Origin of the sequence: Heterorhizobium halophytocola, from assembly GCF_017873095.1 — a bacterium.
GTDB classification, from domain to species: domain Bacteria; phylum Pseudomonadota; class Alphaproteobacteria; order Rhizobiales; family Rhizobiaceae; genus Allorhizobium; species Allorhizobium halophytocola.
On sequence record NZ_JAGGJU010000005.1, the window covers coordinates 88,973 to 111,810 of the forward strand.

20 protein-coding genes, 3 tRNA genes and 1 riboswitch are annotated in these 22,838 nt (G+C 62.1%); of the genes, 2 read left to right on the forward strand and 21 right to left on the reverse strand.

Translation table 11 applies throughout. The features are described 5' to 3' along the window. Nucleotides 1-9: 9 nt before the first annotated feature. The 10 genes from J2Z17_RS10170 to J2Z17_RS10215 form a co-directional block, all read right to left on the reverse strand. Entirely contained in the window at nt 10-471 is a 462-nt protein-coding gene (locus tag J2Z17_RS10170; RefSeq protein WP_209944534.1) for a DUF3291 domain-containing protein, read from the reverse strand. Beyond that, entirely contained in the window at nt 471-1,223 is a 753-nt protein-coding gene (locus tag J2Z17_RS10175) for a helix-hairpin-helix domain-containing protein (RefSeq protein ID WP_209944536.1), read from the reverse strand. The genes J2Z17_RS10170 and J2Z17_RS10175 overlap by 1 nt, the downstream gene beginning before the upstream one ends. 25 nt (nt 1,224-1,248) lie before the next feature. Further along, on the reverse strand, nt 1,249-2,553 hold the full coding sequence (nuoF, locus tag J2Z17_RS10180; protein WP_209944538.1) for an NADH-quinone oxidoreductase subunit NuoF: 1,305 nt from the start codon (nt 2,551-2,553) through the stop codon (nt 1,249-1,251). A 12-nt stretch (nt 2,554-2,565) separates the two neighbouring features. Further along, on the reverse strand, nt 2,566-3,711 hold the full coding sequence (nuoE, locus tag J2Z17_RS10185; RefSeq protein ID WP_209944540.1) for an NADH-quinone oxidoreductase subunit NuoE: 1,146 nt from the start codon (nt 3,709-3,711) through the stop codon (nt 2,566-2,568). A gap of 222 nt (nt 3,712-3,933) precedes the next feature. After that, the gene (locus J2Z17_RS10190) at nt 3,934-5,124 is read right to left on the reverse strand and encodes an NADH-quinone oxidoreductase subunit D (RefSeq protein ID WP_209944542.1); all 1,191 of its coding nucleotides are present in this window, start codon (nt 5,122-5,124) and stop codon (nt 3,934-3,936) included. 19 nt (nt 5,125-5,143) lie between these two features. Next, a complete protein-coding gene (locus J2Z17_RS10195; RefSeq protein ID WP_209944544.1) occupies nt 5,144-5,746 on the reverse strand; it encodes an NADH-quinone oxidoreductase subunit C in 603 nt (200 codons plus the stop codon). 19 nt (nt 5,747-5,765) lie between these two features. Next, nucleotides 5,766-6,350, reverse strand: a complete 585-nt coding sequence (locus J2Z17_RS10200; protein WP_209944546.1) for a NuoB/complex I 20 kDa subunit family protein — start codon at nt 6,348-6,350, stop codon at nt 5,766-5,768. Then, the gene (locus J2Z17_RS10205; RefSeq protein WP_209944548.1) at nt 6,341-6,706 is read right to left on the reverse strand and encodes an NADH-quinone oxidoreductase subunit A; all 366 of its coding nucleotides are present in this window, start codon (nt 6,704-6,706) and stop codon (nt 6,341-6,343) included. The genes J2Z17_RS10200 and J2Z17_RS10205 overlap by 10 nt, the downstream gene beginning before the upstream one ends. 241 nt (nt 6,707-6,947) lie before the next feature. Then, nucleotides 6,948-7,024, reverse strand: a tRNA-Asp gene (locus tag J2Z17_RS10210). Between the two features lie 71 nt (nt 7,025-7,095). Further along, nucleotides 7,096-7,172, reverse strand: a tRNA-Asp gene (locus J2Z17_RS10215). A 333-nt stretch (nt 7,173-7,505) separates the two neighbouring features. On the opposite strand from J2Z17_RS10215, the gene J2Z17_RS10220 reads away from it, so the two are divergent. After that, nucleotides 7,506-7,581: transfer RNA gene (locus tag J2Z17_RS10220), tRNA-Val, on the forward strand. 81 nt (nt 7,582-7,662) lie between these two features. On the opposite strand, the gene J2Z17_RS10225 is transcribed toward J2Z17_RS10220, so the two are convergent. The 4 genes from J2Z17_RS10225 to J2Z17_RS10240 all read right to left on the reverse strand — a co-directional run bounded on the left by J2Z17_RS10225 (nt 7,663) and on the right by J2Z17_RS10240 (nt 11,435). Next, nucleotides 7,663-9,177 carry an FAD-binding oxidoreductase gene (locus J2Z17_RS10225; protein ID WP_209944550.1) on the reverse strand — a complete coding sequence of 505 codons (1,515 nt, stop codon included), beginning with the start codon at nt 9,175-9,177 and terminating at the stop codon, nt 7,663-7,665. A 189-nt stretch (nt 9,178-9,366) separates the two neighbouring features. Further along, nucleotides 9,367-9,714, reverse strand: a complete 348-nt coding sequence (locus J2Z17_RS10230; protein WP_209944553.1) for a hypothetical protein — start codon at nt 9,712-9,714, stop codon at nt 9,367-9,369. 339 nt (nt 9,715-10,053) lie between these two features. Continuing rightward, nucleotides 10,054-11,151 (reverse strand): hypothetical protein, encoded by a 1,098-nt coding sequence (locus J2Z17_RS10235; RefSeq protein WP_209944555.1) that lies wholly within the window; start codon nt 11,149-11,151, stop codon nt 10,054-10,056. A gap of 17 nt (nt 11,152-11,168) precedes the next feature. Continuing rightward, on the reverse strand, nt 11,169-11,435 hold the full coding sequence (locus J2Z17_RS10240; RefSeq protein ID WP_209944558.1) for a hypothetical protein: 267 nt from the start codon (nt 11,433-11,435) through the stop codon (nt 11,169-11,171). A gap of 112 nt (nt 11,436-11,547) precedes the next feature. Here J2Z17_RS10240 and J2Z17_RS10245 point away from each other — a divergent pair, with 112 nt between their 5' ends. Further along, nucleotides 11,548-12,534 carry an aldo/keto reductase gene (locus J2Z17_RS10245; protein ID WP_209944560.1) on the forward strand — a complete coding sequence of 329 codons (987 nt, stop codon included), beginning with the start codon at nt 11,548-11,550 and terminating at the stop codon, nt 12,532-12,534. A gap of 27 nt (nt 12,535-12,561) precedes the next feature. On the opposite strand, the gene J2Z17_RS10250 is transcribed toward J2Z17_RS10245, so the two are convergent. The 7 genes from J2Z17_RS10250 to clpP all read right to left on the reverse strand — a co-directional run bounded on the left by J2Z17_RS10250 (nt 12,562) and on the right by clpP (nt 22,668). Beyond that, nucleotides 12,562-13,248 (reverse strand): DUF2161 domain-containing phosphodiesterase, encoded by a 687-nt coding sequence (locus J2Z17_RS10250; RefSeq protein ID WP_209944562.1) that lies wholly within the window; start codon nt 13,246-13,248, stop codon nt 12,562-12,564. Between the two features lie 175 nt (nt 13,249-13,423). Continuing rightward, on the reverse strand, nt 13,424-15,619 hold the full coding sequence (locus tag J2Z17_RS10255) for an esterase-like activity of phytase family protein (RefSeq protein ID WP_209944564.1): 2,196 nt from the start codon (nt 15,617-15,619) through the stop codon (nt 13,424-13,426). Between the two features lie 130 nt (nt 15,620-15,749). Continuing rightward, the gene (locus tag J2Z17_RS10260) at nt 15,750-16,652 is read right to left on the reverse strand and encodes a DMT family transporter (protein WP_209944566.1); all 903 of its coding nucleotides are present in this window, start codon (nt 16,650-16,652) and stop codon (nt 15,750-15,752) included. Between the two features lie 167 nt (nt 16,653-16,819). Next, nucleotides 16,820-16,979, reverse strand: a riboswitch (FMN riboswitch). Between the two features lie 169 nt (nt 16,980-17,148). Then, nucleotides 17,149-17,427: a DNA-binding protein HupB gene (gene hupB, locus J2Z17_RS10265; RefSeq protein WP_209944568.1), complete on the reverse strand. Its 279-nt coding sequence runs from the start codon at nt 17,425-17,427 to the stop codon at nt 17,149-17,151. A gap of 208 nt (nt 17,428-17,635) precedes the next feature. Continuing rightward, nucleotides 17,636-20,056, reverse strand: coding sequence for an endopeptidase La (lon, locus tag J2Z17_RS10270; RefSeq protein ID WP_209944571.1), 2,421 nt, complete (start codon nt 20,054-20,056; stop codon nt 17,636-17,638). Between the two features lie 430 nt (nt 20,057-20,486). After that, on the reverse strand, nt 20,487-21,767 hold the full coding sequence (gene clpX, locus J2Z17_RS10275; protein ID WP_209944573.1) for an ATP-dependent Clp protease ATP-binding subunit ClpX: 1,281 nt from the start codon (nt 21,765-21,767) through the stop codon (nt 20,487-20,489). Nucleotides 21,768-22,035: 268 nt separating this feature from the next. Continuing rightward, entirely contained in the window at nt 22,036-22,668 is a 633-nt protein-coding gene (gene clpP, locus J2Z17_RS10280) for an ATP-dependent Clp endopeptidase proteolytic subunit ClpP (protein WP_209944575.1), read from the reverse strand. Nucleotides 22,669-22,838: the final 170 nt, after the last annotated feature.

Below are 22,838 nucleotides of genomic sequence, written 5' to 3' on the forward strand. Positions count from 1 at the left end.
CTTCCTGTCTCACGCACACCGCGCTTCGCGCCACAGTTTCACCTCTGGCAGGTGCGACCAGCCAAAGGCATGGTCGCTATCGCCGTGCTTGTTCAATGCTTCGAGCCGCTGTTTCGCTTCCTGCATGTCGGGACGGTGTCCCTCCTCGACATGCCAGAGGACGAAATGCTGCTTATCCATGATGGAAAACCATTCCGCGCGACGTGCGTAGAACTGCTTGTGCACGGTCTTCCAGACAAAATTCTCAAGGGCTTCCGCGTCGCGCCAGACACTCAGGTTGACGATCGTCATGGGATCGTCAAAGGCCCGGATATCCGTCGCGTTGCCACTCTCCTCCTTTAGCCGCCAGACGAAACCATCAAGCCGTTCGGCGATGGTGTTGACCCGGTCGAGTGCGTCCACGAAGGGCGCCACCCGGGGATCATCCAGCGGATATTTCAGCGTCGCGATGTTCAGTTCGGCGAGATGCATCACCCTCGCCCCCCGACGATCGTCTTCGCCTGACCGACCCAGTCGTCGCGCGCGATACGCCCGGCAAGGCTCAATTCCGTATCGAAACGGGCGATATCCGCCGCACTCCAGCCGGCGATATCGGCAATCGTCTCGACGCCCATGGCCTTCAGCCGTTCCTCGACCTTCGGGCCGATGCCGTCGATCTGCTTCAGGTCGCCGGCCTTCGCCTTGCGCCTGGGTGCAGCGGCCGGCTTTTCAGCCTTGGCAACCGGCTTCGCCACCGTCTCGGGCCTGGTCGCCTTTTTCGCCTTCGGCGAAGGCTTTATCGTCTTTGCAGCCGGTTTGGCCGGAGCCTTGGCTACGGTCTTCTCGACAGACTTTGCCTTGGCCTTTGCCGGCGCGGCGGACTTGCGGGCCGGTGCTTTTGCCGCCGGTGTTTTCGCTGCAGGCGCCTCTGCGACCGGGGCGACGGCCTCGGCCGTTGCAGGCTGCGGGGCCGAAGCGGCCTTGGCAACCGGTTCTTCCGCCATGTCCCGGGCCGCATCGCCGGCCTTGCGGCCGTCATCCGCCATCGCCTGCATCATGCTGAAGAACATGCCGGTCATCTGCGTTGCCATGCCGAAGCCGATGGCCGACGCCGCCATCATGGCCGCCGCCGGCGTGGTCACCAGCGGGTTGGAGGACATGTCCTTCATCGCATCGGCAAGCCGAGAGAGATCATCCGGCGATGCCGTCTGCCCTTCCGTCTTCTTGTCCGGTGCCTTGGCCATGGTCCCTTATCCCCTTCTTGCCGGTTTACTCGGCCGCTTCCATCACGACGCCATGGGCCACGGCGTTGCGGGTGTATTGATCTATCCTGGCTTCGATTTCAGGCCTGAAATTGCGGATCAGACCCTGGATCGGCCATGCAGCCGCATCGCCGAGCGCGCAGATCGTATGTCCCTCGACCTGCTTGGTCACTTCGAACAGCATGTCGATTTCGCGCTTCTGGGCATTGCCGCGCACCATGCGTTCCATGACGCGCATCATCCAGCCCGTGCCTTCCCGGCAGGGCGTGCACTGGCCGCAGCTCTCGTGCTTGAAGAAGGCCGCGATGCGCCAGATCGCCTTGATCACGTCGGTCGACTTGTCCATGACGATCATACCGCCGGTGCCGAAGGACGACTTGACCTCGCGCATGCCGTCGAAGTCCATGACGGCATCCATCATGTCCTCACCCTTGACGATCGGGCAGGATGCGCCGCCCGGAATGACCGCGAGCAGGTTGTCCCAGCCGCCGCGAATGCCGCCGGCATGCTTTTCGATGATCTCGCGGAAGGTCACGCCGAGCGCATCTTCCACCGTGCAGGGCGTGTTCACATGACCGGAGATCATGAACAGCTTGGTGCCGACATTGTTCGGACGGCCGATGCCGGAGAACCAGCCGGCGCCGCGGCGCAAGATGGTCGGCGCAACCGCGATCGATTCGACATTGTTGACCGTCGTCGGGCAGCCGTAGAGACCCATATTCGCCGGGAAAGGCGGCTTCAGACGCGGCTGGCCCTTCTTGCCTTCGAGGCTTTCCAGCAGCGCGGTTTCCTCGCCGCAGATATAGGCGCCGGCGCCGTGGTGGACGATGACGTCCATGTCCCAGCCGTGCTTGTTGTTCTTGCCGAGCAGGCCGGCGTCATAGCATTCGTCGATCGCCGCCTGCAGCGCTTCGCGCTCACGGATATATTCGCCGCGCACGTAAATATAGGCCGTGTGCGCGCCCATCGCGAAGGAGGCGATCAGGCAGCCCTCGATCAGCGTATGCGGATCGTGCCGCATGATGTCGCGGTCCTTGCAGGTGCCGGGTTCGGACTCATCGGCGTTGACCACGAGATAATGCGGACGGCCATCCGATTCCTTCGGCATGAAGGACCATTTCAGGCCGGTCGGGAAGCCGGCGCCGCCACGACCGCGCAGGCCCGATGCCTTCATCTCGTTGATGATCCAGTCACGGCCCTTTTCGAGAATCTGCTTGGTGCCGTCCCAATGGCCGCGCGACATCACGCCCTTCAGCGACTTGTCGTGAAGGCCGTAGATATTGGTAAAGATGCGATCCTGATCTTTCAACATATCGTCAACCCCTTAGCGCGGCTTCTTGCCGAAGACCCTGATGTATTCCGCTTCGCCACCCCGGGCGAGCGCATCGGCCTGCTTGATCCAATCGTCGCGCTCGATGCGACCGCGAAATTTCAGGTAACCGTCGACCCAGTCGCACTCCGCCTTGGTCCAGGCGGCGATCTGGGAGAACTTGTAGATGCCGAGGTCGTTCAGCGTGCCCTCGAGCTTCGGGCCGACGCCGGAGATCAGCTTCAGGTCGTCGGTCTCGGCCGGCCTGTCGATTGCGGCCGGACGGTCGGCATCCTCGAGGCCGGGCTTGCGCGCATCGGCGGCTGCCGTGTCGGAGATCGGCGCCGTTTCCTCGTCGCTGGTCGGCGCAGCCGACTTGCGGCTGCGCTTGACGGTCGGACCATCGGGGGTCGCGGTTTCGCCGTCGGCCGGCGTGCGCAGCGCGGGATTGGTTTCCGCAGCCGTCGTGTCCGGCCTTGCAGCCTTGGTCGGGGGCACGTCGACTTCGCCGGCGCCTGAGCTGTTCTTCGGCACGGTCTTGCCTGCGGCATCGCCGTTCTTCAGCGAGGTCAGGCCACCGATCGGGGCGGAAAACACGCGGTCGATCTGTGTGCCGGTCTTCACATCCTGGCCATTGCCGGCCTGGAACTGGTCGATGATCTCTTCCAGCCGCTCAGGTGTGAGGTCCTCGTAGCTGTCCTTGAAGATCATCACCATCGGCGCGTTGACGCAGGCGCCCTGACATTCGACCTCTTCCCAGGACAGCGTGCCGTCCTCGTTGCGCTCGAACGGTTCCGCGTTGATCTTCCTCTTGCAGAGCTTGATCAGTTCTTCCGAGCCGCGCAGCATGCAGGGCGTCGTGCCGCAGACCTGCACATGGGCGCGGGTGCCGATCGGCTTCAGCTGGAACTGGGTGTAGAAGGTCGCGACCTCCAGCACCCGGATATAGGCCATGGAAAGCTTCTGGGCGACAAATTCGATGGCCGCGCGCGTGACCCAGCCGTCCTGTTCCTGCGCCCGCATCAACAGCGGGATGACCGCCGATTGCTGGCGGCCTTCGGGATATTTCAGGATGGTGGCATCTGCCCAGGCGGCATTCTCCTCGGTGAAGGAAAAGCTTCCCGGCTGGACCTGGTCTTCGGCTAGTCGACGAACGGACATTCTTTCTCAGCCTTGTCTAGTTTATGGACCCGCCCTGCAGGCCGGGCGTTGCAATCGCCAGGTCCCCGCGGGCAGTTTTATCAAGAAGGAGCCCGGCAGCGGAGGGGCGGTTCCCCGCCCCTGCCGTCAAGCCCGATTGATCGCGTCCGGCGAGATCGGCTCCGTTCCGGACGGCCTGACGCCGCGCGGGACAGTGATCGATCGTCGGGCGCGCCATTCGCATCAGCGATCGACCTCGCCGAACACGATGTCGATCGATCCCAGGATGGCGGTCACGTCGGCAAGCTGGTGGCCCCGGCACAGGAAGTCCATCGCCGACAGGTGCACAAAGCCCGGCGCGCGGATCTTGCAGCGATAGGGCTTGTTGGAACCGTCGGACACCAGATAGACGCCGAACTCGCCCTTGGGCGCTTCGACCGCCGCATACACTTCGCCTTCCGGCACGTGATAGCCTTCGGTGTAGAGCTTGAAGTGGTGGATCAGCGCTTCCATCGACCGCTTCATCTCGCCACGCTTGGGCGGGACGACCTTGCCGTCGAGCGAAGACACCGGTCCGATCTTGTGCTTGCCGAGCAGCAGTTCGACGCATTGCTTCATGATCCGCACCGACTGGCGCATCTCGTTCATGCGCACGAGATAGCGGTCGTAGCAGTCACCGTTGAGACCGATCGGGATATCGAATTCGAGATCCGAATAGCACTCATAGGGCTGGGCGCGACGCAGGTCCCAGGCAGCCCCCGAGCCGCGAACCATGACGCCCGAAAAGCCGAGCGACCAGGCATCTTCCAGGCTGACCACGCCGATATCGACGTTGCGCTGCTTGTAGATGCGGTTGCCGGTGAGCAGGCTCTCGATGTCATCCAGCGACTTCAGGAACGGGTCGCACCACTTGCCGATGTCCTCTACCAGCTCCGGGGGAAGGTCCTGATGGACGCCACCCGGGCGGAAATAGGCCGCATGCATGCGCGCGCCACAGGCCCGCTCATAGAAGATCATCAGCTTTTCGCGCTCTTCGAAACCCCAGACCGGCGGCGTCATCGCGCCAACGTCCATCGCCTGCGTGGTAACGTTAATGATGTGCGAGAGAAGACGGCCGATTTCGGAGTAGAGCACGCGGATCAGCTGGCCGCGCATCGGGATCTCGACGTTGAGCAGCTTTTCGACGGCCAGCGCGAAGGCATGCTCCTGGTTCATCGGCGCGACGTAATCGAGCCGGTCGAAATAGGGTACGGCCTGCAGATAGGTCTTGGTCTCGATCAGCTTTTCGGTGCCGCGATGCAGGAGACCGATATGCGGATCGACGCGCTCGACGATTTCACCGTCGAGTTCCAGAACCAGACGCAGAACGCCGTGCGCCGAGGGATGCTCGGGGCCGAAATTGATGGTGAAGTTGCGGACGTTATGTTCGGTCATGACTTAAAGCCTTTCGTCCTCACTTCGCTGCCTTTTCGTCGCCGGGCAGAACATAGTCGGTTCCTTCCCAGGGCGAGAGAAAATCGAAACTGCGGAACTCCTGCTTGAGCTCGACAGGTTCGTAAAGCACCCGCTTCAGCTCATCGTCGTAACGCACTTCAACGAACCCGGTCAGCGGGAAATCCTTGCGCAGCGGATGCCCTTCGAACCCGTAGTCCGTCAGGATGCGGCGCAGGTCCGCATGCCCCGAAAAGGCAATGCCGTACATGTCCCAGGCTTCGCGCTCGAACCAGTCGGCCCCCATGTAGATGCTGCAGGCCGAGGGAACGGGCGTGTTTTCCGCCACCGACAGCTTGACGCGGATGCGCTGGTTCTGACGTGGCGACAGCAGGTGATAGACCACCTCGAAGCGCTCCACGCGCTGAGGATAGTCGGCACCGCAGATGTCGACCAGATTGACGAATCCGCACTGCACGTCGGTGCGCAGGAAGTTCAGCAGCGCCAGAATGCGGTCCGGCGTCGTCGTGACGGTCAGTTCACCGAACTTGACATCGGCACCGGTCAGCAATTCGCCGCGGGTTTCCGTCAAGTAGGAGGAAAGCTCGATAAGGGCCTCGCTCATTGTCTTAAAGTCCCTTCCCTTAGCGCTCGATCGTGCCTGTGCGACGGATCTTCTTCTGCAGCATCAGCACGCCGTAAAGCAGCGCTTCTGCGGTGGGGGGACAGCCCGGCACGTAGATGTCGACCGGTACGACGCGGTCGCAACCGCGCACCACCGAATAGGAATAATGGTAGTAGCCGCCGCCATTGGCGCAGGAGCCCATGGAGATCACGTAGCGCGGCTCGGGCATCTGGTCATAGACCTTGCGCAGAGCCGGCGCCATCTTGTTGGTCAGCGTGCCGGCGACGATCATCACGTCCGACTGGCGCGGACTGGCGCGGGGCGCCACGCCGAAGCGCTCCAGATCGTAGCGCGGGCCGGACACCTGCATCAGGCCTTCGACGGCGCAGCAGGCAAGGCCGAACTGCATCCACATCAGCGAGCCGGTACGCGCCCAGGTGATCAGTGCCTCCGTCGAGGTGACGATGAACCCCTTGTCGGCAAGCTCGTCATTCACCCCGGAGAAGAAAGGATTGTCGGCACCGACGGGCTTTCCCGTGGCGGGATCGATCACACCCTTCGGCTGCTGGGCGACAAGCGTCGTCTCTTGCGTGTTCACTCCCATTCCAGAGCCCCCTTCTTCCATTCGTAGATGAAGCCGATCGTCAGAACGGCCAGGAACACCATCATCGACCAGAAGCCGAACCAGCCGATTGCACCGAAGGACACCGCCCAGGGGAACAGGAACGCGACTTCAAGGTCGAAGATGATGAAAAGGATAGACACCAGGTAGAACCGGATGTCGAATTTCATGCGAGCATCATCGAACGCATTAAAACCACATTCATAGGCCGAAAGCTTTTCCGGATCGGGCGCCTTGAAGGCAACGGCAAACGGCGCCACGAGCAGCGCGAGACCGATGACGAAGGCGATACCGATAAAGATTGCGATCGGAATGTAGGAGCTGAGCAGTTCAGTCATCATATCCATCCCTGCCTGCTCGCAAGTGCCGGAAGGCACTTCACTAAAGCTTCTTGCCGAGCAAGCCGAAAGAAGAGTTGCAACGAGCCCGTGGTTAGCGCAGGCGACGCCGGAGCGCAAGTGCGGGAAGCTTTAAATCCCCCGAACCCGGTTCGGCGATTTCGCCGAGCGCGTCGTCGTCTGCAGCAAAGCATGAGACCATGCTGCGGCACAACAAAACAATTATGGAGGCAAGAAGAAATGGCGCGAGTGACGGGGCTCGAACCCGCGACCTCCGGCGTGACAGGCCGGCACTCTAACCGACTGAGCTACACCCGCGCATTGCCGTGACCCTATCCGGCCACGATGTCCTCCGGCCGGAGCCGTCGAACGGTTCAGAGAGACGAGAATGGCGCGAGTGACGGGGCTCGAACCCGCGACCTCCGGCGTGACAGGCCGGCACTCTAACCAACTGAGCTACACCCGCAATATTCTCGAAAAGGCGCTTGCGCCCTCTCCTGCCGACCGGGCTGGCCCGTTCGATGAGCGGCTAACTATGCTGTTCGGTTTATGGTGTCAAGCTGGTTCGAAGACAATTCTCCAGCCGCCCGGTTTTTCCATTCGCGACCTGTGGGAAAGCGATAAAACTGCCGCCGCGACCATCGCCCTGCCCTCAGGCATTCTTGCGTCTGGCTGCCCGCCAAATCGGCGCGCTTGCAAAAAAGACGGCATTTTTCTCAAAAAGCCTCTTGCGGTTTTTTTTCGATCCGCATAGATCACCACCACCGACGCGGCGGGCAACGAGCCCGGTTGACGCGAAGGGCGATTAGCTCAGTTGGTAGAGCGCCTCGTTTACACCGAGGATGTCGGGAGTTCGAGTCTCTCATCGCCCACCATTCCTTCTTTCCTTCCTTATCCGCCGCCAAAACGCTGCTTTTGCCTGTCCTGCATCATGCGCGTATCGCATTGTCCCGGCGTCAGGCGTTCTGGAGCGCCTGCGGAAAGTCGAAAAGGCCATCGGGATCATAGGCCTGCTTCACCTCGCGCAGCCTCTTCAGGTTGCCCCCGTAATAGGCCTCCGCCCAGTTCTGAAGCGAGATGTCGGGAAAGTTCTGGAAGGCGCCGGCCCCGTCGAACTGCTCGACGATCTGCCGATAGAACCGATTCTGCCAGTCGTGGCCGGACGCGATCAGGCCTGGATCGCGCAGATCGCGTGCCTGCCAGTAATATCCGACCAGCGCCAGCCAGTGATTGCCGCGATGGACATAGGCCGTGGCGTCGGGTCTCTTCACGTCGATCTCGCCGCCGGTCTGGAAGAATCGCAGATCGCATGTCCCATGGACGTCGGGACGCTGGGTGAGCATGCGCAGGGCCTCGATGATCGCTTCGTCGGCGGGCGTGGTTTTCAGAAAGGTCGAACGTTCCTGATAGAAGGCCGGCGCATCCTCCTCTGCCAGCAGATGCTGGCCCTGCCAGTATTCCCCGCGGAAATCGATCAGCACATTTGGTCGCAGGATCTCGTCCACCGCGGAGAACAGCTGCGCCAGGCGGGCCCGCCCGCCGGCGGACTGGCCGAGAAAATCGACAAGGAATTGCGGTTCGCCGCCGATGCCGGGCGCGGGCTTCACGTAGCGGACGGAAATTCGGGAGCCGAAACCGTTGGGCATGGCCTCGCAGCCGGCCAGCAGACGCGAAAGGAAACTGCGCATGGTCGTGATGCTGCCGGTGGCATACTGGCGCTGGAAGACGATGAGTTCCTCCGCGGCCACGTCCACCGTTCTGAAGGAATATCCGGTGCAGATGCCGAAATTGCCGCCGGCGCCGCCGCGCAAGGCCCAGAAAAGGTCTGTATAGGCGCGCTCCGAGGCGGTGACGAACCGCCCGTCGGCCAGCACGATCGATGCGCTTTCCAGCAGGTCGCAGGCCATGCCGAGTCGCCGCATGTCGAATCCGATGCCGCCGCCGAGCACGAAGCCTGAAATCCCGACCGTCGAACAGCGGCCATGGGTGATCGTGCGCCGGGCCCGGGCGAGGGCGTCATAGAGATCGTAATTGATGATGCCGCCGCCGACCTCGACACGCGGATCGGCGCCCGGTCCCAGACTGACGCCGCCAAGGCCCTCCGTCGAAATCACCAGTTTCGGGCATGTGGAAAAGCCGGCATAGGAATGTCCACCACCTTTTATCCGAAACTCGAAGCGGTTTGCCTTGCACCACTGGAGGGTCGCCTGCACCTGGCTTACCGAGGAGACGACGGCGACCGCTTCCGGCAACAGCGCCATATAGCGCAGGTTGTTGACCGCTGCCCGCAGGGCGAAATTGCGGTCTGCCGGCATATAGAGGTTGCCGCCGACCGCCTGGCGCAGTTCCTCCCACGAGGATCGGGTGCCGCCCAGGGTGTCCGCCAGCACCTGCGCCGATGCCCTGGTCATCATCGCAGCCGACAGTCCGGCAGCAGCCGAGGCGATGAACCCGCGACGATTGAGCTGCATGATCCCCTCCCCCCGGTGATGCTGCTTTCCTAGCGCAAGCTAATCTACCTAGGGTAGAACGTCAATTCGCATGCAAGTCGACTTAAGGCGTGGCGACAAACGCAAAGACGCCCCGCATCGCTGCAGGGCGCCTTGGTCATTCACGATCCAGCGGTGCCATGACGGCGGCCGCCGGACGGGGTCACGCTATCAGTGCTTGCCGGCCGTCGAGGAATAGGATGCCGAGACCGGATCGGACGCCGGGAACGTGTCTTCCAGGCCTTCCTCCAGCTGGCTTTCCTGTTCCTCACGGTCCTTGGACTGCCGGGCGGATTTGACCGCAGCGGCCTTGTCCTCGTCACCGGTCTGCGGATCATATCCGGCGGCGCTGGACAGCAGGGCCTTGGCCTTCTCCACCGCATTGCCGCGGGTCAAGCCCCGACTCTCGGTCTGGCGCAGCTGCACGGAGGCCACATCACCGTCTTCGCTGACGAATTCGACGATATAGCCGCCGCGGCCGCCCATCTCTTCATGCACCTGGGTTCCGACGATTCGCATGGAATATCTCCTTGTTGAAAACTTCTGCACGTCAACGCGAGAGCCCTGCTTCCGTTCCGCTCAAAGGGGCGGCGCGATGACGAAGCGTCAAGGGCTGTGAGAAATCTGCGCCCTGCCATAATTCCGGAACAATTTCGGCGCCACAGACTGCGCCATTCGAGGGCGGACAAGGTTCGCCACGGCGGCAAACGAAAGACAGATCCATGCCAGGCAGATATCTTTATGACGGCGCAGGTGCGCTGATTTCCTCCACCCAGACGACCGGCGCGCCCGGTGCGGAGACGGCACAGACCACTGGCGCCCAGCGGCCGGAAAGCGTTGCGAAGAACGGTGCGGCCATCAACAAAGCTTCAAGACCGGCCGGATAATTCCGCCCCACACATCGAAACCGAGCCGGCGCGCCACAGCCTTTGCCAGAATGCGCGCCGGCCAGCGGACAAGTGCCATCAGCACGGTCGAGACGAACCAGGCCAGGGTCTTCAGCAGATCGACGATCAGGCCGGTGATTCGCAGCACCGAACGGCCAAGAAATTTCAGCACCGCGTGACCACTTTCGCCGAACCGGGCACTGACCCGGGCAAGCCGCCGCAGTTCCTTCGGTCCATCGGCAATCGACAGGGCCGCGACCGACGCGCGCACGCCGGACTGCCGGCGCACACCGTTCAGCACCTCGGCCTCTTGCCCCAGGGTTTTCAGCGCCTTGCGGTCGACCGCTTTGACGGCCGCCTTTTCCACCCTGGCCGGCAGCGACAGGGCCTGGTCGGCCGCGCGGAATTCGGCTTTCATCACGCCGAGATTGACCGCCCTGCCCGCCAGCTTCGAGAAATAGGCGGTTAGCGGTTTCGACAGGCGCCGCGCCTTGTAGGCGTTCTTCACCAGCGAAATGCCGGCGTCGGCGGCAGATGCGGCCCCGGCCGTGCCATAGGTCGCAGCCGTGAGCCCGATGCCGGCGGCAGACAGCCCCAGCAGAAGCGGATCATAGTCGCCGCCCGACAGATACCGGTAGCCGTGAATGGAGAAATCCCTGACGTCGCCGACGCCGATGAGGTCGCTTGCCAGTGTGCCGCCGATCTCGGCGCCGGTATCGACGCTGCCGAAGACGAATCCCTTGACGACCTGCGCGCTGGCGGCAGACATCCGACGCAACGGTGTCGCGCGGGCGCGTTCGCCGAGGTCGGGCGACAATTCGTGGCCATAGTGGACGCCAAGACTGTAGAGCGATTCGGCATAGTCGTAGTCGCCCGCGCCGATCGCCTGCTCGATCTCGCCGTTGAACGCGGCGGTATCGGCAAAATAGAGGCGGTATTCGGCAAGGCGCGCGGGATCGACCAGTCCCAGCAACACGCCGGTCCGGTAGGTGGTCTCGACCGCCCCGCCGAAACTGATGGCGAGAAGAACGAGCGGCAACAAAGAAAATACCCGCAAGGCAAATGCCATTCACCGGTCTCCGATCGTCAACCGGGCTGCTTGACCTTGGTCGGTCGCCAGACAATGGTCTCGCGAGTCCTGTCGGTAATGAATTCTATCGGGACGATCCGGCAATCGGATGCATCACATTCACGGCATTTGAATGGCAGTGTCTCGATCCTCCGGCCGGGACTGTAGAACCGCACCAGATCGGTTGCCAGAAACTTCGCCTGACGCCCGCATTTGCGACAATGCGCCTGGACCAGCATGTTGTGGCGTGCCGCCTTTCCGAGCGTATCGATCAGTATGGTCATGCTAAAACACATGGAACAAATAAAGAACATTTGCAACCGATCGCGACCGACCTTGTGTGGAACAACCGCACTTGCTAGGCCCGACCGCAGATTGAAAGGGAGGAATTTCCAGATGAGAGAACACGCCTTCGGAAAAACCGGATTTACCGTCAGCGATGTCGGTTTCGGTGCCTGGCAGATCGGAGGATCCTGGGGCGAGGTCTCCGAAACGGATGGCCGCAATGCGCTGAATGCAGCGCTGGACGCCGGTGTCACCTTCGTCGACACGGCGGATGTCTATGGTGACGGCCGGTCGGAAAAGATCATCGCGGACGTGCTCAAGTCACGCGGCGGCGCGCGCCCGATGGTGGCCACCAAGGCGGGCCGGCGTCTCGATCCGCATGTCGCGGACGGCTATACGAAAGCCAATCTCGAAGCCTTCATCGACCGCTCGCGCCGCAATCTGGCAGTGGACTGCCTCGATCTCGTGCAACTGCATTGCCCGCCGACGGAGGTCTTCTATCGTCCGCAGGTGTTCGCGGCGCTCGACGAATTGAAAGCCGCCGGCAAGATCGCCCATTACGGCGTCAGCGTCGAAAAGGTCGAGGAAGCGCTGAAGGCGATCGAATATCCAGGAGTCGAAAGTGTCCAGATCATCTTCAACATGTTCCGCCAGCGCCCCGCCGGCCTGTTCTTTGCCGAAGCCAAGCGCCGCGACGTGGCGGTGATTGCCCGCGTGCCGCTGGCAAGCGGCCTGCTGTCGGGCAAGATCACCGCGGCCACGCATTTCGCCGACGACGACCACCGCAAGTTCAATCGCCAAGGCGAGGCTTTCGATGTCGGCGAGACCTTTGCCGGCGTGCCGTTCGAGACCGGGCTCCAGGCCGTAGAGGACATCCGCGCGCTGGTGCCGGAGGGCGCCTCGATGGCGCAATTCGCGCTGCGCTGGATCCTGATGCACGAGGCCGTCACGGTCGTCATCCCGGGCGCGCGCAATGGCGAACAGGCAAGGGGCAATGCCGCCGCCTCCGATCTGCCAGCGGTGACCGGCGAGGTCATGCTGGCGGCCAAGGAGGTCTATGACCGACTGATCGCGCCGAGCGTCCACCAGCGCTGGTAACGGACGGCAAACGGGCGGCCGGCTCGATCAGGCCGCCCGGGTTGCGTCCGCCTTTTCGGCCGGCGCCTCGGATGTCCATGTCACCAGCGCCGCTCGGCCGGCCTCGGTCAGGCCATAGACGCCGCGCTCGATCCGCTCGAACCAGCCATAGACATTCGCCTGCAGCATCCTGGCCGCATCGGGTGCGGCAGCCTTCAGGTCGCGGGGGCGCTGCGGTCCTTCGGCCAACGCTTCGGCCACGACCAGCGCCTGCTGGCGGTAAGCGGTCATCTGCGGGATGCGGGTCGAGCCGCCGGCGATCGGATCGCCCTTGCGGCGGTGAAATTCGTTGACGATTCGCGAGCGCCGCTTCGGATCGCGCCGCGGTTTCCAGGGCCCCGGCTCGACCAGCACATCGACGCGGCCATTGGCAGCGACCGAGAGCAGTCCGAAGCCCAGCAGGCGCAGCAGCTTCTTGACCCGCTTGTCGCCTTCCCGGCCCCGCCCGGTCTTCGAGGCCGCGACCGCCAGCCAGACCTCGTCACAGGCCGATGTCCGCTCGACCGCCTGCAGCAGCAGTTCCAGCGAAAACGTCCGCTTGAGTTCGCCGATCACCACGAGTTCGGTGACATCCTTTGAAATCGCCACGACATCGCAACTGCGCACTTCGCCCTTCACCTCGAAGCCGAGGTTTTCGAGAAAGCGTTTGACGGGCGGATAGAGGTCGGTTTCCAAGGTCTGGGCGTTCCGGCAGTTTCTGATGGACGGAGTCTAACGCGTTCGGGTTAAACAAGAAACCGTGTGTGTGGCGCCGTCGGCAACACAGTGACTGTTCCTATCCTTCGGCAAAAAAGGAGCCGGACGGTTGCCCGCCCGGCCCTATTCGCCGCTCGCCTTGGGAGGACTGCGATCAGTTGGTGGCGGTCATGTCGACCGGGAAGAACAGCGTCTCGCCGGACGAATCATCCACACCGTCATTGTCGGTCACGGCATAGGCCTTGCCGGCCGCGTCGAAGGTGAAGCCTTCCAGCTTGTCGACGACATAGCCGTTGGTCGCCGACTTCAGGTCGGGGAGGAAGTCGTGGACCTCTTCCTTGGTCACCAGCGGAAGTTCGCCGCCGAGGGCCGCCGGCGTCAGGTCGGCCAGCGAAACGCGGTAGAGCTTCTTGATCTTCGCGGCATCACCGATCTGGTTGTCACGCTCGACGATGTAGAGCGCGCCGTCCTTGGCCGTGATTTCCGACAGGCCGACCCAGCCCTTTTCGCTTTTGTCGAGCGGATAATGGACGGCAGCCCATTCCTTGGAAGACGGCTTGTAGGTGACGAGCTTGACCATGCCCTTCTCGTCGTCCTTCCATTCGCGCTGAACGGCCATCCAGAGCGTCGCGTCGTCGCCGGTGCCGACCATGGTGACGCCTTCAAAGCCGAATCGGATCTCGTTCTTCAGCAGAACCTCCGGCAGCAGGACCTGTTCGGTGATCGAGCCCTTGCCGTCGACATGGTAGAGGGCGTGCGGAACGTCCTTCTCGGAATTGCCTTCCGAAGCCAGCCAGTAGCCGCCCTGACCGTCGAGAGTTATGCCTTCGATGTCGAGCTTTTCGGCCGTCTTGCCGTCGCGGGTGATCGGCAGGGCCGCGGTGATCCTTGCCGGCCTGGCCGTCGCATCGATCGTGAAGATCTCCGGCTGGGCGCTGTAGAAGCTGTCATTGATCGCATAGAGCATGCCGGGCTTCTCGGCATCGGCGGTCAGGCCGGAAAGCGCACCCCAGCCGATCAGCTGGTCGCCGACCGCCGAGCTGATCATCGGATAGGCCGCTTCGCCCTCACCCAGTTCGTAGACCATGACATGCGAGCGCGCGCCGCCATCCTTGACCAGATCCACCTCGTTGGCGCTCACCAGGAGGTTGCGGCCCGGAATGGCGACAGCGCTTTCCGGCGAGATGCCCGACGGCAGCATCTGAACGAATTCAGGCTCGCCGCCGGTGTCCTTGTAGACGCCGATGACGGAGGCGCGCTCGGACAGCACGAAGATGTATTTCTGATCGCCGAAGGTCGCGGTCTCCAGACCTTCGAGCTCGATACCCTTCTTGTCGGCGCGCTTGTCGGGGAAATGCCCGGCCGCCGCCACGATGCGCTCGAAGGAGGCTCCCGATTCGAAGAGGACCTTGCCGCTCTTGTCGAAGATGGTGAAGCCGCGCGATCCGCCTTCGTAGTCGCCTTCATTGGCGATCACCAGCCGGTTGTCGTCGAGCCACTTGACCGTGTCGGGCTCGCGCTTGACGCCCTTCAGCGCGCCGGTGAAATCCAGCTTGCCATCCTTCTCCGTGTCGATCCCGTCGAGATCGACGCTACCGGCGGAGAAATTCGCCGTCACCTTGGCGGTCTTGCCGTCGATGATGATGATGTGGTTGTTTTCCTGCAGCGTCAGCGCGATCTCACCCAGGCTGTTGATCGAGACGAATTCGGGCTCCGGGTCTTCCGGCGCGATCTCGGCCAGGCCCGTCACATCGACATGCCGGATCGAATCACAATCGGCGACACCGTCCTTCAGCGAGACGATCACCAGGTCGCCGGCCGGCATCTGCGGCAGCTTGCCGTCGTTCAGCTCTTCATCGCGCTCGTTTTCGATGGCGATCGCGGCAAAGGTCTTGTCCGGCGACACCGCAATCGAATCCGGCTGGCCGCCGAGCTCGCAGCTTGCCTCGATCTTCTTGGTGGCAAGATCGATGACGGAGAGCTTGCCGGATGGCTTCACATAGCTCTCCGAGGTGTTGACGGCTGCCAGAACCTTGGTGCCGGCAACGGCAACCGAGGTCGGCTCGCCGCCCATCATCACCGCGCCACCGGCCCTGGGCGCCTTGCCATCGGTGATGTCGACGAAGCCGATCGCACCGAGCGGACTGTCGGAATAGACGATGGTGTTGCCGTCGTCCGTGGCGGTGATGATTTCCGAAGAGGTTTCGGTTGCCGGGTCCTTGTCGGCCGGCAGGTTGCTGGCGACCGGGAAGGCCGCGATGCGGTTGAAGACCTCGGCAGCGCCGGCTGGCAGCGCGACGGAGCCGAGAAGTGCTGCCGTCAGGGCAACGCGCGAAAAACGATGGATCATGGTGGTATCCCCCTGTCTCGTGAACGTGACAGGGGGCGTTTTGCGCGTTGTCGATGACAGGCCGATGACAATGCCCGTTTCCGTCGTGGGAAACCGCCTGCGACGCGGCAATGCCGCCGGTTGGCAAGGGTCAGGCGACCGCCGCCCTCCCCCTGGCGATCTCCAGCCGCATCAGGAAGAGCGAGGCGCTGAGGATCAGCAGCGCACCGATCCAGAAATAGTCGGCCGGTGCATAACCGAAGACGATAAAGCCGGCGGCCACGTTGAGCGGCAGTTTCAGGTCGTCGAAAGGTTGGACATAGGTGGCATCGGCTGCGGAATAGGCAAGCGTCAGCAGATATTGCCCGATGGCCGTCAGCAGGCCGGCTGAAAGCAGCAGGACGAGCGCCAGCCCGCCCGGCACCACCAAGCCGTCGGCCAGCGCCAGACCGGCATTGATCGGCGTCAGCATGACCAGCAGCCAGACGGTCACCGTCTCGGCCGGTTCATGCGCCGTCAGGTTCTTCATCAGCAGGGACGAGCCGCCCCACAGGAAGGCCGAGGCGATCGGCAAGAGGGCAGCCGGCGTGAAACTGTCCGACCAGGGGCTGAGAATCAGCATGGCGCCGGTGAAGCCGGCAAGGGTTGCGCCCCAGCGCGCCGCACCGACCCGCTCGCCGAGAAACACCCGGGCGCCGACAATGATGAAGAAGGGCGAGGTCATCACCAAGGCGATCGCCTGCCAGATCGGCACGGAGGCAAGGCCCAGCAGCCAGGTCTGTACGCCAAGTGCAGCCAGCAAGACGCGCACGACATGGCGCCAGGGATAGGCGGTCTTCATCGCCCTCAGGCCAAGGCGGAAGAGCAAGGGCAGAGACAGGACGAGCGCGAAACCATATTGCCAGAAGGCGACGGAGGCTGCCGGAAAGGCCATCTGCATGGCGAGCCACTGGGTGACGATATTGATCGCGGCAAAGACGACGCCGGCAGCGACCATATAGCTGGCGCCGATGACGGCCGGGGACCGCAGGAGAACTGCAACACTTTGATTCATGCCTCTTTCCTTCACGAAGGACCAACACGAAATCAGGGCGCAGGGTGAAAGACAATTGTCCGCGATCCCCGCCGGCCCCCCGGACGAGGACACGGACGGCGATCACTGGCGCCGGGCCGCCACTGCCGGTGCTCCCGCACCGCGCATGCCGCCCACGACATCGCTTCACCCGTTCTCTTCCATCCGGACTGTGACCGTCGGCTCCGGAGTTGCACCGGATCTGCTGACCCTCTCCCGCCATTGCCGGAAGAGGCGCTCGCGGGCTCGGGATGCCGAACGACATCCCTTACCGCCGGTGGGGATTTTCACCCCGCCCCGAGAACGAAGCCGGATATCCGGCCTTACCGGTTGGTATTACAAAGCCGGTCGCGCGACAAGGCGAGGCGCCGTGCGGCCCGCTGAACACTGTGTCCCTGAAAACGAAAAACCCGCCTTCCGAAGAAGGCGGGTCAGTTCGTGGTCGCAAGAGAACCGGCCTCGGGGGGCCGTGGCTCCATTACTTGTTGTTGACAGCGTCCTTCAGGCCCTTGCCGGCCGTGAACTTCGGCACGTTGCGAGCCGGGATGTCGACTTCAGCACCGGTGGACGGGTTGCGGCCCTTGGAGGCTTCGCGGTGCGATACCGTGAAAGCACCAAAGCCGGCGAGACGGATGTCGCCACCGGTCTTCAGTTCGGCCTGTACGGTTTCGAAAACTGCATCAACAGCCGACTGGGCATCAGCCTTGGTGAGGCCAGCTTTTTCGGCAACAGCAGATACGAGCTCGTTCTTGTTCATGTTTCCACCCTTTCTTGATTGGCATGAAACGACTCAGAGAAATTAACTCGGGCGGAGAATACAAATGCTTCGGCCCTTGACAACTGAAAAGCCACTCAACCGACTGAAAAACAAGGCACTCAGGAGAGTTTACACAAAAAAGGCTGGCAAATTCGCCAGCCTTTTCGAGATTTGTGCCTTTTGCGCAACCAATGGCCTTCAAAGGCCGTCAGTGTGCGATGGATGCACCGGTGTCATCGACCACGTCTGCGGCCGCAATCGCCGGGGAATCAACGGTTCCGTCCCATTCGATCGGCACCGGCTGGCGCACCAGCGCATGGGCGATGACCTCACCCATCCGCGAGACCGGGATGATCTCGAGATTGTTCTTCACATTGTCCGGAATGTCCGCCAGATCCTTGGCGTTTTCTTCCGGGATCAGAACCTTCTTGATACCACCGCGAAGAGCTGCGAGCAGCTTTTCCTTCAGGCCGCCGATCGGCAGGACGCGACCACGCAAGGTCACTTCCCCAGTCATGGCGATGTCCTTGGAGACCGGGATGCCGGTCATGATCGAGACGATCGCCGTTGCCATGCCAATACCGGCCGACGGGCCGTCCTTCGGGGTTGCCCCTTCCGGCACATGCACGTGGATGTCGGTCTTGTCGAACAGCGGCGGCTTGACGCCGAAATCGACGGCACGCGCCCGAACATAGGATGCCGCAGCCGAGATCGACTCCTTCATCACTTCCTTCAGGTTGCCGGTGACCGTCATGCGGCCCTTGCCCGGCATCATCACGCCTTCGATCGTCAGCAGTTCGCCACCGACCTCGGTCCATGCCAGCCCGGTGACCACACCGACCTGATCCTCGCCTTCGGCTTCGCCGTGACGGAAACGCGGCACGCCGAGGAAGTCGTGGATGTTGGCAGCCGTCACTTCGACCGACTTGACATTGCCCTTGATGATCTCGGTCACGGCCTTGCGGGCGAGCTTCATCAGCTCGCGCTCGAAGGAACGCACACCGGCTTCACGGGTGTACTGCTGGATGATCGCCATCAGGGCATCGTCCGACACCGAGAACTCTTCCGGCTGGAGCGCATGTTCCTTGATCGCCTTGGGCAGCAGATGACGCTTTGCGATTTCGCGCTTTTCGTCTTCCGTGTAGCCGGCGATCCGGATGATCTCCATGCGGTCCATCAGCGGACCCGGGATGTTGAGCGTGTTGGCCGTGGTGATGAACATCACGTTGGACAGGTCGTACTCGACTTCCAGATAGTGGTCCATGAAGGTCGAGTTCTGTTCCGGATCGAGCACCTCGAGCAGGGCCGATGACGGATCGCCGCGATAGTCCTGGCCGAGCTTGTCGATCTCGTCGAGCAGGAAAAGCGGGTTCGACTTCTTCGCCTTCTTCATCGACTGGATGACCTTGCCGGGCATCGAGCCGATATAGGTGCGGCGGTGACCACGGATCTCGGCCTCGTCCCGCACGCCGCCAAGCGCCATGCGGACATATTCGCGGCCGGTCGCCTTGGCGATCGACTTGGCGAGCGAGGTCTTGCCGACGCCGGGAGGGCCGACGAGGCAGAGGATCGGGCCCTTCAACTTCTTCTGGCGCGCCTGGACGGCGAGATATTCGACGATCCGCTCCTTGACCTTGTCGAGACCAAAGTGATCCTCGTCGAGAACCTTTTCGGCCGCATTGAGGTCGATCTTGACCTTGGAGTTCTTGCTCCACGGCAGGCCCAGCAGCCAGTCGAGATAGTTGCGCACGACGGTGGCTTCCGCCGACATCGGGCTCATATGGCGCAGCTTCTTGAATTCTGCGTCGGCCTTTTCCCGGGCTTCCTTGGAGAACTTCGTCTTGGCGATGCGTTCTTCGAGTTCGGCCATCTCGTCGCGGCCGTCCTCGCCCTCGCCGAGTTCCTTCTGAATGGCCTTCATCTGCTCATTCAGATAGTATTCGCGCTGGGTCTTCTCCATCTGGCGCTTGACGCGCGAGCGGATACGCTTCTCGACCTGCAGGACGGAAATCTCGCCTTCCATGAAGCCGAGCGCCTTTTCCAGCCGTTCCTTGACGGAGACGGTTTCCAGCATTTCCTGCTTTTCGGTCAGCTTGATCGACAGATGCGAAGCGACCGTGTCGGCGAGCTTGGAATAGTCCTCGATCTGGCTTGCCGCACCGACGACCTCGGGAGAGATCTTCTTGTTCAGCTTCACATAGTTTTCGAACTCGGACACCACGGAGCGCGAAAGAGCCTCGATCTCGACGGCATCTTCCTCGGGCTCACCGAGAATGGTGGCCTGGACTTCGTAGAAATCGTCGCGGTCGGAATGGGCTTCGATCTTGGCGCGGGCACGGCCTTCGATCAGCACCTTCACGGTGCCGTCGGGCAGCTTCAGCAGCTGCAGCACGTTGGCGACCGTTCCGACGCGGTAGATCGCATCGGCTTCCGGGTCGTCATCGCCCGCGTTCATCTGGGTGGCAAGCATGATCTGCTTGTCCGAACCCATCACTTCCTCGAGTGCGCGAATGGATTTTTCACGCCCAACGAAGAGCGGTACGATCATGTGGGGAAAGACCACGATGTCGCGTAGCGGCAAAACCGGGTAGGTATTGGTGTCGCCTGCGGCAGACGTCATGTTCGTCATTGCCTGTCCTTTCAGTTCCTCCCGGTTCAGGGAGGGGTGGCCGTCCCTCGATAGGCAACGGCCCCTAATGTTTGTTCCCAGCTGAAATGGCGTGCCGGGAACCCGAATTCAACCCCAGCAAGGCCGTGCTTGCCTGCCATGCGCCGAGTGCAGGATAACGCAGATTGGCGAACGCCCATGATGCCCGGTCAGGCTATCGCGAACCTTGCGCATTCCCGGGAACGCAACCGTTCATCAAAGGGAATCGCTCGCCTGATCAGCAACGATCGATGACAAGGATTATCGCAAGCCCGCCGGGCTGCAAGCGAAAATCACGCAAAACCGCCGCGTTATCCTCGCAGAAGGCACCGGACGCAGGGCCGGTGCGGCACATGCAAACGGGCCCGGTTACACCGAGCCCGTCCACAAAATCGAGTTCATCGCTCGAATATCACGCCGAAGCGTTGGCCTTGTCGTCCTGACGATCGGCATAGATGTAGAGCGGGCGCGAATTGCCGTTGACGACCTCGTCGGAAATCACGACCTCGCGTACCCCTTCGAGCTCGGGCAGTTCGAACATGGTGTCGAGCAGGATCTTCTCCATGATCGAGCGCAGACCACGGGCGCCGGTCTTGCGGATGATCGCCTTGCGGGCGATTTCGCGCAAAGCGTCCTCGTGGAATGTCAGCTCCACGTCTTCCATCTCGAACAGCCGCTGATACTGCTTGACCAGCGCGTTCTTCGGTTCCGACAGGATCTGGATCAAGGCATCCTCATCCAGGTCCTCGAGCGTCGCCAGCACCGGCAAACGGCCGATGAATTCGGGAATCAGGCCGAACTTCACCAGATCTTCCGGCTCGAGTTCGCGCAGCACGTGGCCGACGCGACGATCGTCAGGCGCCGCCACCGCGGCCCCGAAACCGATCGAGGTCTTCTCACCACGGTCCGAGATGATCTTGTCGAGACCGGCAAAGGCCCCGCCGCAGATGAACAGGATGTTCGTGGTGTCGACCTGCAGGAATTCCTGCTGCGGATGCTTGCGGCCGCCCTGGGGCGGCACGGAGGCAACCGTGCCTTCCATGATCTTCAGCAGCGCCTGCTGGACGCCTTCGCCCGACACGTCGCGGGTGATCGAGGGGTTGTCCGACTTGCGGCTGATCTTGTCGACTTCGTCGATATAGACGATGCCGCGCTGCGCACGCTCGACATTGTAGTCGGCCGACTGCAGCAGCTTCAGGATGATGTTTTCGACGTCTTCGCCGACATAGCCCGCTTCCGTCAGCGTCGTCGCGTCGGCCATGGTGAACGGCACGTCGATGATGCGGGCGAGCGTCTGGGCGAGATAGGTCTTGCCGCAACCGGTCGGTCCAACCAGGAGGATATTGGATTTCGCCAGTTCGACATCGTCGCCGCCCTTGGAGGCATGCGACAGACGCTTGTAATGGTTATGCACGGCAACCGACAGGATCCTCTTGGCACCCTGCTGGCCGATGACATATTCGTCGAGAATCTTGATGATGTCCTGCGGGGTCGGCACGCCGTCCCGCGACTTCACCATGGAGCTCTTGTTCTCTTCGCGGATGATGTCCATGCACAATTCGACGCATTCATCACAGATGAAGACCGTCGGTCCGGCAATCAGCTTCCGGACTTCGTGCTGGCTCTTTCCGCAGAAAGAGCAGTAAAGGGTGTTCTTGGAGTCACCGCCGTTGCTTCCGCTGACCTTGCTCATGTCTTCTTCCTTCCAGCACGCCGTATGACCCTCGAGGGCCTACGGATGACTCACTCAACCGGACCGTCGCACAGACCGGTATCGGCTTCGGCGGGGTACTTTCCACCCTTTACGGGGGCGGAGGCAACGAAAACCCCTCCAAATGGCAGACTATGTCATAAAAATTCAACATAGCCTTAATAGCAACTTCTAGCGCGCTTTCACCAGCTAGTGGAAGCCCCGCCCGTTCACAAAGAAAAGAGCGGGGCCTGGCGCTGGAGCGCCGACGTCAGCCGCCGGTCGCCCCTTCGATTTCCTGGCGGGTGGTCAGGATCTTGTCGATCACGCCCCACTCCTTGGCCTCGTCCGCATCCATGAAGTGGTCGCGATCGAGCGTCTTTTCGACTTCCTCGAAGGTCCGGCCAGTGTGCTTGACATAGACCTCGTTGAGGCGACGTTTCATCTTGATAATGTCACGAGCATGACGCTCGATATCGGTCGCCTGGCCCTGATAGCCGCCGGACGGCTGGTGCACCATGATGCGCGAGTTCGGCGTGGCGAAGCGCATGCCCTTCTCGCCGGCCGCCAGAAGCAGCGAGCCCATGGATGCGGCCTGGCCGATGCACAGCGTCGATACGGCCGGACGGATGAACTGCATCGTGTCGTAGATCGCCAGACCTGCCGTCACGACGCCGCCTGGCGAATTGATGTAGAGAGCGATCTCTTTTTTCGGGTTTTCCGCTTCGAGAAACAGCAGCTGGGCACATACGAGCGATGCCATGTGATCTTCGACCGGGCCGGTCAGGAAGATGATGCGTTCTTTCAACAGCCGCGAATAGATATCATACGACCGCTCGCCCCGGTTGGTCTGTTCTACGACCATCGGCACCAGGGCCATTGCGGTATCTACTGGATTAGTCATGTCCGTCCTTCGTGAAACTCATCCCTGACACGGATAGTCGCGGCGGGAATCATCAACAAATCTGCCACTCCTACATAGAGTGTCACCACCCCGGACTTCAAGACGCGAGCGCGGGATATCCTTAATACTCAAGCCTTGCGTGAGCCTGCTGCGTCTAGCCCGCCCCGCAG